Origin of the sequence: Synechococcus sp. 'PEA 65AY6A-5F PE A', from assembly GCF_047462575.1 — a bacterium.
In the GTDB taxonomy this organism is placed as follows: domain Bacteria; phylum Cyanobacteriota; class Cyanobacteriia; order Thermostichales; family Thermostichaceae; genus Thermostichus.
Genome location: NZ_JAOALE010000053.1, coordinates 1 through 11,833, shown reverse-complemented (window position 1 = coordinate 11,833; position 11,833 = coordinate 1). Strand labels below are relative to the sequence as shown.

10 protein-coding genes, 1 tRNA gene and 1 pseudogene are annotated in these 11,833 nt (G+C 60.4%); 10 read left to right on the top strand and 2 right to left on the bottom strand.

Annotated elements, in window-relative coordinates; genetic code table 11:
* Window positions 1-65: 65 nt before the first annotated feature.
* Together GG26_RS12850 and GG26_RS12845 are read left to right on the top strand one after the other, a co-directional pair.
* Window positions 66-218, top strand: a pseudogene (locus GG26_RS12850) (hypothetical protein); the annotation flags it as partial.
* 13 nt (window positions 219-231) lie between these two features.
* Window positions 232-305 (top strand) — tRNA-Met (locus GG26_RS12845).
* 58 nt (window positions 306-363) lie between these two features.
* Here GG26_RS12845 and GG26_RS12840 read toward each other — a convergent pair.
* Window positions 364-576 carry a hypothetical protein gene (locus GG26_RS12840; RefSeq protein ID WP_240527422.1) on the bottom strand — a complete coding sequence of 71 codons (213 nt, stop codon included), beginning with the start codon at window positions 574-576 and terminating at the stop codon, window positions 364-366.
* On the opposite strand from GG26_RS12840, the gene GG26_RS12835 reads away from it, so the two are divergent.
* Window positions 514-648, top strand: coding sequence for a BolA/IbaG family iron-sulfur metabolism protein (locus tag GG26_RS12835; protein ID WP_240527876.1), 135 nt, complete (start codon window positions 514-516; stop codon window positions 646-648). The genes GG26_RS12840 and GG26_RS12835 overlap by 63 nt on opposite strands.
* 11 nt (window positions 649-659) lie before the next feature.
* Here GG26_RS12835 and GG26_RS12830 read toward each other — a convergent pair whose 3' ends face one another.
* Window positions 660-1,784 (bottom strand): PP2C family protein-serine/threonine phosphatase, encoded by a 1,125-nt coding sequence (locus tag GG26_RS12830; protein ID WP_414391001.1) that lies wholly within the window; start codon window positions 1,782-1,784, stop codon window positions 660-662.
* A gap of 371 nt (window positions 1,785-2,155) precedes the next feature.
* Here GG26_RS12830 and GG26_RS12825 point away from each other — a divergent pair, with 371 nt between their 5' ends.
* From GG26_RS12825 to grpE, 7 genes are all read left to right on the top strand, one after another.
* Complete coding sequence (locus GG26_RS12825) at window positions 2,156-3,961, top strand: hypothetical protein (protein WP_228375448.1); 1,806 nt, start codon at window positions 2,156-2,158, stop codon at window positions 3,959-3,961.
* An 81-nt stretch (window positions 3,962-4,042) separates the two neighbouring features.
* Window positions 4,043-5,083, top strand: a complete 1,041-nt coding sequence (locus tag GG26_RS12820; protein WP_011429859.1) for an NADP(H)-dependent aldo-keto reductase — start codon at window positions 4,043-4,045, stop codon at window positions 5,081-5,083.
* A gap of 150 nt (window positions 5,084-5,233) precedes the next feature.
* Window positions 5,234-6,811: an S-layer homology domain-containing protein gene (locus GG26_RS12815; RefSeq protein ID WP_414390997.1), complete on the top strand. Its 1,578-nt coding sequence runs from the start codon at window positions 5,234-5,236 to the stop codon at window positions 6,809-6,811.
* A gap of 130 nt (window positions 6,812-6,941) precedes the next feature.
* Window positions 6,942-7,886, top strand: a complete 945-nt coding sequence (locus GG26_RS12810; protein WP_168173639.1) for a hypothetical protein — start codon at window positions 6,942-6,944, stop codon at window positions 7,884-7,886.
* Window positions 7,887-7,949: 63 nt separating this feature from the next.
* Window positions 7,950-9,170, top strand: coding sequence for a DUF445 domain-containing protein (locus GG26_RS12805; protein WP_011429856.1), 1,221 nt, complete (start codon window positions 7,950-7,952; stop codon window positions 9,168-9,170).
* Window positions 9,171-9,233: 63 nt separating this feature from the next.
* Complete coding sequence (locus GG26_RS12800; RefSeq protein ID WP_011429855.1) at window positions 9,234-10,895, top strand: bifunctional metallophosphatase/5'-nucleotidase; 1,662 nt, start codon at window positions 9,234-9,236, stop codon at window positions 10,893-10,895.
* A 152-nt stretch (window positions 10,896-11,047) separates the two neighbouring features.
* Entirely contained in the window at window positions 11,048-11,785 is a 738-nt protein-coding gene (gene grpE, locus GG26_RS12795; protein WP_228375447.1) for a nucleotide exchange factor GrpE, read from the top strand.
* Window positions 11,786-11,833: the final 48 nt, after the last annotated feature.

Below are 11,833 nucleotides of genomic sequence, written 5' to 3'. Positions count from 1 at the left end.
GGGCTACTGAAAGCCCGCTCCGTACCGCTTTAGCGGTCGGAGTCGGGTAGTTTACTCGGCTCTTTGCCCCCATCGGTCTGGAGATCCACGCCGAAACCCCCGCCGAGATTGCCATCAGCATCACCGCCCAGCTCATCCAGGTGCGACGGGGATCCCCGAAGAGAATGCCCGGCGAAACTCAAGGTGTAGGCTTGCCGGTTAGCCGGAGGACAAGCTAGGCTAGAAAAGCGCCGCGGGGTAGAGCAGCCTGGTAGCTCGTCGGGCTCATAACCCGAAGGTCACTGGTTCAAATCCAGTCCCCGCTATAGGAACTCAACATCTGCAGGCATTGGGAGAGCTTCTCTAAGTTGTCTTGAGCCGAAGCTAGGAAGACGGTGCATGGATCCGCGGGAAATCGAGGCGTTGATACAGGCTGCCCTGCCCGGAGCCAAGGTGCAGGTAGAAGATACAGTTGGCGATGGCAACCATTTTCAGGCTGTCGTCGTAGCTGAGCAATTCCAAGGCCTCCCCCTCATCAAACAGCACCGGCTGGTGAACGAGGCCTTGAAGCCCTACCTTCAGGATGGCCGTCTCCACGCCCTAGCCCTCCGTACCTTTACCCCTAGCCAGTGGGAGCAGCTTCGGAGAGCAGCCCCCGGCTCAGCTTGAGCGGGCTTGCACTAGCCAAAGCTAATACGGAGCAGAGAAAAATCATCCTCAAGATCGGCCTTGCCGCGGAAAGACTGAATGTGCTGCAGAACGTGATCGAGGCCAACGCAGGCATGCTTGCTTAGGAAGGACTTCCAGTTCTCTATCCCCCAGATCCCTTCCGAGCTGGACACTTCGTAAACCCCGTCGCTGAACACGTAGAGACAACTGTTGGCCGGGATCCGGACTTCGTCCCTAGCAAAGTCCTGATCGGGCAAAATGCCAATCGGCAAATTGGGGGTCTTCAGGTCTAGGGGGATGGGGTCTGATTGCGCAACCAACAGAGCGGGGGGGTGGCCAGCGCTGGCAAAAGAAAGCAAGCGAGATCCCGGCTGATAGACCCCATACCAAAGGGTGAAGTACATTTCATGGTGGGATCCCATTGGGAAGGATTGGTTGAGGGCGCGCAACACCGCATCCGGCTGCCGCAGGTCTGTATCGGGCAGGCTCTGGGAACGCAACTGGTTCATCACCGACACCGACAACAACGCGGATCCCACCCCGTGCCCTGACACATCTAGCAGGTAGATGGCCAGGTGATCCTCGTCTAGCCAGTGGTAGTTAAACGAATCCCCCCCCAGCTCCTGGGAGGGCAAAAAGCACCACTCAATCGCTATTTGGTGAGGTGGGAAGTCGGCCGGCTTGGGCAAAAGCGAACGCACATAGCTGGCTGCTTCGGCCAACTCCGCCCGCAGTCGGGCCGTTTGCTGCTGCAGGTCATAGCTGAGCTGGTGCAAGCGCAGCCCAGCCCGCACCCGCGCCCGCAATTCATTGGGATCGATGGGCTTGCTGAGGAACTCATCTGCCCCGGCATCCAGGCCCTGGATGCGGTCTTCGACTTCGGTGCGAGCGGTAAGCAAAATAAAGAAGGTGGTGGAAAACTTGGGATCCGCCTTGATGCGCCGGCAGACCTCCAGCCCATCCATATCCGGCATCATCCAGTCACAGATAATCAGCCCCGGGGTTAGGAGATGAGCTTTCTCCAGCCCTTCCAAGCCACCGCTGGCCATCTCGACGGTGTAGCCCTGCCGCTCCAGGGATCGCTTCAACACCAGCCGAATCGTGGGATCGTCGTCCACAATCAAAATGGCCGTCATGACCACTGCACCTCAATCCCGAATCAACCCGAATTAAAACGCAACTCTAGCCCGTACTGGTAGGCAGACCGTTTATCCTAGCCCAGGAGTTGCGGCAGAAAAACCGGCTTGGAGGGCGGTTAGCGGAAAAGCCTCAGCAACCTCATCCCCCAGAGCTAAAGTTGCGTATCCCTTAGTGGATCCCTAAAACCGTGGTTGCACGCTACCCAAAAGCTGACCGTTTCAAGATACTGGTGGGAATAGATAACAGCGGGGGGGTTTTTGGGCAGATTCTGCTTTAGAGACTTCCATTGGACAAAGAGATACGGATCACATCTTATCCATCCTTTGCCGGTCTAGAGTGAACTTTGAGGTTAAACGGCCTTGGCTGCATGAGCGCGTCTCCTCTACCGTTATCTCCTCCGTCCGTTCGGGATTCGCAGGCGGCTTCAGCCGCGGCACCCCGCCAAGCTCCCAGGGGAGAAATCCGGCTGGAGGATCTGGACGAGAAGCAATTGCTGGCCGGCCTGTCGTCGGTGGTGCTCAACCCGGCAGCTTGGAGTTGCTTTAGCATCAGTGAAACCAGCCGCTTGCTGCGCCCCCTGCAAATTTGCCCCGACTTGACCGGAACTCCCGTTCTCTCCCCAGGCGCCACTGCTGAAGTTGTCTATAAGTTCCTGCTGAGCGACGGTCGGATTGGAACCATGAAGGGGCTGATCTCGATCGAAGACTTTCGCAGCAAGCGGCTGCATTCTATTTACGAGGAACTGCGTATTGAAAAAATCATACCGGTTTTTAACGAAGCGGTTGTCGAGCAGATCATCGATCAGTTGAAGCCGATTTTTGCCCGCGACCTGGACGAGCTGCTTTGGCAAGAAAGTTTTTACTTCACCCCTCAAGATCTACGCCAGCCGGAGTTCTTGTTGCGCGGCCTGCGGCCCGAGGCGATCCCACGCCGCTTTCGGCCGCACCTGCAAAGGGTGTACTCCCACATCATAGGGGTGTGTCGCAGCTTGCCCAACATCGCTTTCCAACTGTGTCTGCGGGCCTACCTGGAGTACAACGAGGTCAAAAACAAGCATCTGTTGGCAATTCTGCTCAGCAAGTATTTTTACACGCTCTATCGCATCGGTGGACTGGACGGTTGGAAAAGTCGGGATCCGGTGGAAGTGGGATCCCTCTACTCTTCCAATCGACGGGCTCGGCTGCAGGCTCTTTCTCACCTGCTGACGCTGGACAACGACAGCGACGAACCGCTGGCAAGCCTTGGGGATCCAGGGCCGCGCGGCAGCTATTTCAGTGGAGAGGGGGAGCCTGCTGCTGGCGAGGTGCCGAGCGCAGAAGAGATCGAAAAGCTGCGGCAAGATGTGGAGGCAGCGCGCAGCCAGGCCGCCGAGGCCCAGCAGCTGGTAGCCCAATATCAAGAAGAGAAAAAACAAGAGCTGCTCAACCGCCTGCAGGATCCCAATAAGTTTCTCCTTTTCAGCCTCCATCAATTTTTCGACACTCTCCTCACATCCCTGCCGGTGGAGGTGAAAAGCGAGTACGGAGCCGTCTGGGTGCCCCGCACTTCCCACTTGGACGAAAAAGAGCGGGACAAGCTGACCGAACATTTGCACCAGATTACCAGCGAGGCCTATTTGCTGAGCATCCCCTTTGCCGAGGCGACGATCATTGGCTATTGGCGGGTTTTGGCCGATTCGTTCTACAACCAATGGGTTTTGAATCAGTACAAGCAGTTGCAAAGCTACGGAGTGGATCTAGAGCAGCAGGGCATCCAAATCCTGGAGCGCGAACGATTTTTAGATGAAGTGCAACTGCGCTTTGCTGGCCGCCACCGCGAGATCGTGACTCAAAATGTGGAGAAGATCAGCCAAATTGTGGTAGACAGCCTGGCCAAGCGGGTGGCCCTCAACACCAGCCAACAGAGCTTTCAAGCCATGCGAGCCAAATTGGCCACCGTTTTGGATATGGAGATCTCCCGCAAGGACATGGCGCAGGTACGGCGGCTGATCGACTACTTCACGGATGTGTTTTTGGGCAAGCGGGAGGAGCTGCGCTCGCCCTATCCGGTGGGCACCATCTTGCAAGTAAGGGCAGCCATCGAGCTGCGTCCCCCCGACAGTCGCACCCGCATTGGCCTGGAAATCCTAAACCAGATCTACCGCGAGTACATGCCTGTGCTGCAGCAAGAGTAGGGGCAGGGATCCCAGGGGCTGGCAAGTTTTGGGCACAATGGGGACTGGTGTGCTGTTTAGGGTTGGAGACGGCAAGTTCCCATGCGCTACCGCCAGCTTGGCCACAGTCCTCTGCAGGTTTCGGAGATCTGCCTCGGCACCATGACGTTTGGTGAGCAGAATACCCAGACTGAGGCTTGGGAACAGCTCGATTACGCAGTAGAACACGGGATCAACTTCATCGATACGGCTGAGATGTACCCGGTGCCGGCGCGGGCGGAAACCCAGGGAGCCACAGAACGCTACATCGGCGAGTGGCTGCAGCACCAGCCGCGGGAGCGCCTTGTCATCGCCACCAAGATCACCGGCCCGGGGCGGCCCTGGCACTGGATCCGCGGCGGGTCTCTCTCGATTAGCCGCAACAACCTCAAACAGGCGGTGGCCGGCAGCCTCAAGCGCCTGAAAACCGACTACATCGACCTCTACCAAATCCACTGGCCGGATCGCTATGTGCCCCTGTTTGGGGGCGTGGCCTACGATCCCTCTCAAGAGCGGCCCACGGTTCCCATTGCCGAGCAACTGCAGGGTCTGGCGGAACTGGTGCAGGAGGGCCTGGTGCGCTACATCGGCCTGAGCAACGAAACCCCTTGGGGAGTCTGCGAGTTCTGCCACGTGGCCGAGCAGTTGGGCTTGCCCAGGGTAGTCTCGATTCAAAACGCCTATAGCCTCCTCAACCGCACCTTTGAGATGGGGCTGGCGGAGGTCTGTCGCCACGAACAGGTAGGGCTGCTGGCCTACAGCCCCCTGGCCTTTGGGCTGCTGACGGGCAAATACCTGGGGGGCGCCAAGCCGCCGGGATCCCGTTTGGCCCTGTTCGAGGGCTTTGGCCAGCGCTACCGCAAGCCCAATGTGGAAGAGGCCGTGGCTGCCTACGTGCGCATTGCCCGCCAGCACGGCCTGACCCCTGCCCAGTTGGCTTTGGCCTTTGTGCGCAGCCGTTGGTTTGTCACCAGCACCATCATCGGGGCCACCAACCTGGCCCAGCTCAAGGAAAACCTCAGTTGCCTCGAGGTGGAGCTGTCGCCTGCGATCCTGGCAGAAATTGAGGCGGTGCACCAGCGCTACCCCAATCCCGCCCCGTGAAACTTCGGAAACCGATAGAACTTTTCAGGAGATTTTTTCGTCTAGGGTTACGGAGTGGGTAACTCCATCCGGCTCTTCTTCGATTGTTGATTGTTTGGGCCGATGTCTTTTCTTAGAGCCTTTCTAGCAGGTAGCGAGGAGTTGTAGGGGATGCGTGAGTTTTCTCTTTGGCAAAGTTGGAAGGCGGCAGCCGTGATAGCGAGCTGGGGCAGTTTGTTGCTGGTTGCGGATCCCGTTTGGGCGCAACTTTCCGATATCAGCACCTACTGGGGCGCCCAGTACATCGCCGGGCTCAATGAGCGGCAGATCATCGGCGGCTTCCCAGACGGCACCTTTCGCCCCAACGAGTCGATTACGCGGGCCCAGTTTGCCGTTATCGTCACCAAAGCTTTTGGGCTAGATACCAACGTCCCTGTGCGCCCCTTTGCCGATCCCATTCCCAGTTGGGCAGCTCCCTCCATCGGCGCGGCGGCAGCAGCGGGGTTGGTTTCCGGCTTTCCCGACGGCACCTTCCGTCCCAACGATGTCCTCACCCGCGCCCAGGCCATCACCGTTCTGACCCGCGCCGCCACCAACGGCAGGCTCCTCGAGGATCCCGGTCAAATTGAAGCCATTCTGTCCGGCTTTACCGATGCCAATTTGGTTCCCAATTTTGCCCGCGCCCCCATCGCGACAGCAGTTCAAGAAGGTCTGTTGGTGCTCTACCCTGATCCCACCCGACTGAATGCCCAGGCGGTGGCCACGCGGGGGGAAGTGGCGGCTCTCACCTACCAAGCGCTGGCCAAGGTGGGCCGGGTGCCCAGCCTAGACCCGCCTGTGGGAGCTGCCATCCCCGGGCCAGGGATCCGCACCGAGCTTCTGGCTCAGGTCCCCCCCACGCCTGAGCCCCTGGCCACGCCGGATATCCCCGTGGAGCCGCTGGTGGAAACGCTGCCCGCCGCCCCAGAGGTGAGAACTTTCTTTGCCCGCGAGGAGCTGGGATCCGTCAAGCCGGGAGATACCTTGACGGTGTATTTGCTGGGATCGCCAGGGGCGCAGGCGTCTTTCTCCATTCCCGGCATTGCCTACAACCTGCCCCTGCAGGAAACCCGCCCCGGCCAATACGAGGGCAGCTACACCTTCCGCAGCCAAGACCGGGCCTCGGAAGCGCCAGTATTTGCCCGTCTGGAGCGGAATGGGCTGGTGACCCTGGTGCGATTGCCGGACAAAACCATCAGCATCGGTCGGGTGACCGACACCACCTTCCCCACCATCAGCGACCTGGCGCCGCCCAACGGAGCGGTGACCGACAACCCGCGCCCATCCATCTCCGCTCGCTTTCAAGATGACCAGGGAATCGACCTCAATAGCTTTACCCTGCTGGTGAACAACGTGGACGTTACCGCCCAAGCTCAGCTCAGCCGCACCGGCTTCGCCTACACCCCAGCCGAGCCGCTGCCCACCGATCGACCGACCTTGATTGCCGTCCAAATTGCCGATACCAGCGGCAACACCGCCATCCAGCAGTGGTCTTTCCAGGTGCAGGCCGCCCAGCCCACACCCACTCCAACGCCCACCCCTACTCCAACACCCACCCCTACTCCAACACCCACACCCACTCCAACACCCACGCCGACTCCCACACCCACGCCCACACCGGAAGCGACTCCGACCGCAACAGCAACGCCTACCCCCACCCCAGAGCCTGTAGTGGAGCCTTTGCCTTCTCCCTCTCCCAGCCCTTCTTAGGCAAGAGGGATCCCATGAACAGGCTTTAGTGGTGTTTTAAAGGCCAATGGGTTGCCCCTAGATACTACATCTAGTGGGCACGAGCTGGTCAGGATGCTAAGCTACTGCCAGTTGTGACTGGACGGGATCCATGAGCTCAGCGTTGCAGCCGTTTTTGCCGTCGTGGCAAAGGGTTGGCTTTGGGTGGCTGGTGAGTGGGGTGTTGTGGGCTGCGGCGGTCGCTCCCATCACTGCCCAGCAGTTCGAGTTCACGCCCCAAGCCCCTCAGCCAAATCCCGTCCCTACCCTGCCTCTGCTCAGCAACCCGCCCGGCTCCACGGCTCCGCAAGCCCTGCCGCCTGTGCCTCAGGTGCCGCAAATGCCCCTCACGGGGGATCCCCTCCCCCCACCGGGGGATCCGAGCCCGGCCCCAATTCCGGTGGTGCCCGTTCAAGCGGCCCCAGGTGGACCAGCTCCGCCAGGCGAAGCCTACTCCTATCAACGGCGGCCCGACCTCAGCCCAGGGGGGAACCTGGCTGGGGCCGCGCGGGGCGAGCTGCCTGCCGGCACCCGTATTCCTCTTACGGTCTACCGACCCATCACCTTCCAGCCCTACCAGGCCATCAGCGCCAACCTGGAAGTCTCCGAGCCAGTGCTGGATCGCTTTGGCCAGGTGGTGATCCCGCCAGGGAGTGTGGTGTGGGGCACCTTTGAGCCGGTTTACAGGCCCAGGGATCCCCTCAGTCGTGGCGAAGACAATGCCGACCTGCGGAAACAGATCCTCGGCAACCGCTTTGTGGCCAACCGCCTCACCATCGGCCCTTCTACCTATCTCATTAGAGGCCAGTCTGCACTGCTCCCGGTTGGGTTGGATCGCAACGCCGATGTGGGCACCACCGTCGCCCGTGGGGCGGGCTATGGGGCGGCGGGCGGGTTGGCCTTGGGGGTGCTCACAGGGGGATGGGGCTTTTTGCCCATCCTGGCCGGCGGCCTGGCGGGTGCTGCTGCAGGTAGTACCAACATCGACCGGGTGGTGACGCTGCAGCCCAACACCCTGGTGGAACTGGAACTGAGCGAGAGCCTGATCATCCAATAGCCTTGACAAGAAGCGAGCAGGAGCGGGTCGGTAGAGTAGAGAAGATCCCCCCAAGTTTGCTCCATGGCCCTTTGGATCTACGTCGTGCCCCCCCTGGCCGGGCTGGTGATCGGCTATTTCACCAACGACATCGCCATCAAGATGCTCTTCCGGCCCTACCGGGCCTATCGGATTTTCGGCTGGCGCATCCCCTTCACGCCCGGCCTGATCCCGCAGAACCAGCCCCGCCTGGCCAAGCAGATTGCCAAGACCATCATGGGATCCCTGCTCACGCCAGAGGAGCTGCACAATCTGGCCCGCAAGCTGCTGCGAACTGAGCGCATGCAGGCAGGGATCCGCTGGCTGCTGGGGGTGGCGCTGGATCGGCTGCAAAACCCCGAGCAACAGCAGCAAACCGCTCAGGTGCTGGCGCGCATCTTGGCCGATCTGTTCAACGAGTCGTTGCCCCGCCTGGTGAAGGTGCTCGCCCGTCAGGAGACTTTTTTGGAGGGGCCGATTAACCAACTGTTCGACCAGGTGCTGCTAGAGCTGCGCCTCAACGCCGAGCAAGCCCGGCAGCTTTCGGAGTGGATCCTGAAGCAGGCGCTGCCCCCCAAGGTGTTGCGGCAGAACCTGGTGGATTTTCTCACCGATCGCAACATCGAAGCTTTGGATGAAGAATTTCGCGAGCGGGCCACCGGCTCCTACTGGCTGGTGGCCAACTTGTTTGGCCTCAAAAACGCCCTGCTGCGCCTGCGCACCTATTGCCTGGAGGAGCCGGAAGGGGCAGAGGCCATCTTGGAAGATCTGCTCAAAGACATCAACGCCCCCCGCCGCCTGACCGAGATCCTGCAGAACCTCTCCCTGCAAAACCTGCCGGTTTCCGCCGTACGTCAGTTGCGCCGTGCCCTGCGCGATGGGATCCAAGATTACCTGCGCAGCCAAGGGCCAGAGGTTATCAAGGGGCTGGGGGAGAGCATCGATTGGGAAAAAGTGGCCAGCCTGGTGTTGGGTCGCCTGCGCAACTCCAAGGCGCTGATCGCCTCCATCGATCAGATCAGCGCCGACCTGGCTTTGATCCTGGAGCGCTACCTAGAGCGGGATCTGGAATCGCTGATGATGCAGGTGATCCCCGTGTTGAACTTAGATCAGGTGATTGCCGACAAAGTCAACGCCACCTCCCCTGCTGAGCTGGAGCAGGCCATTCAGCAAATTGTGCGCCAGGAACTGCAGGCCATCGTCAACTTGGGGGGGCTGTTGGGTTTTTTGGTGGGCTGCGTGCAGGTGCTGTTTTTGCTGAGGTGACGGCCCCCTTCCCCAGAAAACGGGAGCTTGGATTGCGGCTTTTGCTTCAGTTATGATATTGGAATGCGGTTAACAATTCTCCACACTTCCGATCTCCACGCCAACCTGCATCCCTGGAACTACTTTGCCGGGATCCCTGCAGAACATGGCTTGGCCAAGCTGGCCACCCTGATCAAGCGTGTGCGAGCAGCCAGCGAGGATCCAGTGTTGCTCATCGACAGCGGCGACACGATCCAGGGATCCCCCTTGGGCACCTACTATGCCCAGGTGGAGCGGGTCTCCCCCCATCCCATGGCCCACGCCCTCAACGCCCTCGGCTACGACGCCTTTACCCCCGGCAACCACGACTTTAACTTTGGGCTGCAGGTGCTGCAGGATTTCACCGCCGATCTCCGCTGTCCCACCCTGTGCGCCAATATTCTCCGCCACAACGGGGATCCGCTGTTTCGCCCTTACCTCATCCGAGAAGAGGCCGGGATCCGCGTCGGCCTGCTGGGGCTGACCACCCCCCGCATCGACACCTGGGAGCGGCCCGACTACATTGCGGGGCTGCGCTTTGCCCCCCTGCTGGAAACTGCCCAGCACTACCTGTCGCTGCTACGGCCCCAGGTGGACGTGTTGGTGCTGATCCTGCACAGCGGTTCCAGCCAACTGCCTCCCCTGCGCAGCCCTGAGGGCTGGCGCAGCCCGGATCGCCGCGGCTGGGCCAGCAACAAAAGCTTGGTGGGGGAAAACGAGCTGCTGGCCCTGGCCGAGCTCGAGGGCATCGACGTCATCCTCTCCGGCCACACCCATCAGACCATTGCCGGCCTGGGGGGGGCCAAGGCCCTGGTGGTGCAGCCCGGCTACTGGGGCAGCCACCTTTCCCACGTGTCTTTGGAGCTGGAGCGCCACGGCGGACGCTGGCAAGTTGTCGGGAAAACTGCCCAGTTGCTGGCTGCGGAAGGGATCCCTGCCGATCCCGAACTCCTGGCCCTGACAGAGCCCTACCACCAGGCCACCTTGCGCTACATCCGCCAGCCCATTGGGCAGGCCCGTTGTGCCTATCGCGGCGGGCTGGCAGCCCGTTTTGGGGCCAACCCCCTAGCAGAGCTGCTCCATCAGGCCCAACTGCAGGCGGTACGGGAGGCCGGCCTTTCGGCGGAGCTCTCCCTGGTCAACATCTGCAGCAGTGCCGGCCTGGCAGCGGGCCCCATCTTTCTGCAAGACGCCTACAGCCTCACCGTTTACGACAACACCCTCTGCGTCTTGGAGATCACCGGCGACATCTTGCGACGCGCCCTCGAGCAGACCGCTGGCTATTTTCGCCAGTTGGATCCCGAGCATCTCCCGGCAGATCCCGCCTCTGTCGTCGCCCCCGAAGCCCGCGGCTACACCTTCGACCTCTACCACGGCATCGACTACTGCTTCGATCTCACCCGCCCTGTAGGCGAGCGCTTGGTGACCCTACAATTTCGCGGCCAGCCGGTGCAGCCGGATCAGACCTTTCGCCTGGCCATCAACCACTACCGCGCCGGCGGTGGGGGGGGCTACAGTATGTTCCAAGAAGCCCAAACCCTCTGGATCTCCGCCGACAGCATCCGCGACTTTCTCGCCCGCCACATTCACACCCATTCCCCCATCCAGCCCATCTACCGCCACAACTGGCACCTCATTCCCAACTTGGCCGAGATCTACTTTCCCCAGAGCTTGGGCCAGCTCCAGGACAGCCTGCTGGTAGGCTAGAACAACTAGGGATCTCAACTGGCTGGCAGAGGAGTCGGTAGAATACGATCAGCACAGAGCCCAGTTTGGCTGATTGCGACGCTGGTTTTGAGACTGCCAAACTGTCGGCACCCGACGTTACTGCTCCTTAATCACGCTTGTCGACATAACCCATGACTGCTGAAGAAAAGCAACCGATGCCCACAGAAGATGCCTATCCTGAACTCCAGGAAGAGGAAATCGACGTAGAAGCAGAGCTGGAGAAGCTGATTTTGGAAGACCGTGAAGCGGAAGCCAGCACCTCCTCTGGCGAAGCCAGCGCTGAGGCTTCTCAGGATCTCAGCGAAACCTTAAAGCAGCTCCAGCAGGAGTTGGAAATAACGCGCCAGCAACTGAAAGAGAAGGAAGAGTCCTACATCCGCCTCTATGCCGATTTTGAGAACTACCGACGGCGTACCCAGCGGGAAAAAGAGGAGTTCAGCCAAAAAGAACGGCAGAAATTTGTGCTGGAGATCCTGCCTGTGGTGGATAGCTTTGAGCGGGCGCAGCAGCAGTTAAAGCTGGAGACCGACCGCGAGCGGGAGGTGCACAACAGCTACCAAAGCGTCTATCGCTTGCTGGTGGAATGCTTGAAAAAGATGGGCGTATCCCGCATGAAATCGGTAGGCCAGCCCTTCGATCCTAACCTGCACGAGGCCATAGCCCGCCAGCCCAGCAGCGAGTACCCCGAAGATGTGGTGGCCGTCGAATATCAACCGGGCTACAAGCTGGGGGACTTGGTGATTCGCCACGCCATGGTGGCTGTCTCGTCGGGCAGCCCAACCTCTGAACCGTCTCCCTCAGACCCAGCCACCCCCAAACCCGAGCCGGAAAGCACGCCTGCCTCTCCCCAAAACCCCCAACATTCGTGACGTACTCCCGCACTCATGCTGACGCATAGAGTGCGGGCTTCCCAGTGA

Bases quoted from the DNA above. Each gene is read 5' to 3' on its own strand.
- GG26_RS12800 (WP_011429855.1), top strand. From the start codon at position 9,234: ATGCGGTTAACAATTCTCCACACTTCCGATCTCCACGCCAACCTGCAT.
- grpE (WP_228375447.1), top strand. From the start codon at position 11,048: ATGACTGCTGAAGAAAAGCAACCGATGCCCACAGAAGATGCCTATCCT.
- GG26_RS12810 (WP_168173639.1), top strand. From the start codon at position 6,942: ATGAGCTCAGCGTTGCAGCCGTTTTTGCCGTCGTGGCAAAGGGTTGGC.
- GG26_RS12830 (WP_414391001.1), bottom strand. From the start codon at position 1,784: ATGACGGCCATTTTGATTGTGGACGACGATCCCACGATTCGGCTGGTG.
- GG26_RS12815 (WP_414390997.1), top strand. From the start codon at position 5,234: ATGCGTGAGTTTTCTCTTTGGCAAAGTTGGAAGGCGGCAGCCGTGATA.
- GG26_RS12825 (WP_228375448.1), top strand. From the start codon at position 2,156: ATGAGCGCGTCTCCTCTACCGTTATCTCCTCCGTCCGTTCGGGATTCG.
- GG26_RS12805 (WP_011429856.1), top strand. From the start codon at position 7,950: ATGGCCCTTTGGATCTACGTCGTGCCCCCCCTGGCCGGGCTGGTGATC.
- GG26_RS12820 (WP_011429859.1), top strand. From the start codon at position 4,043: ATGCGCTACCGCCAGCTTGGCCACAGTCCTCTGCAGGTTTCGGAGATC.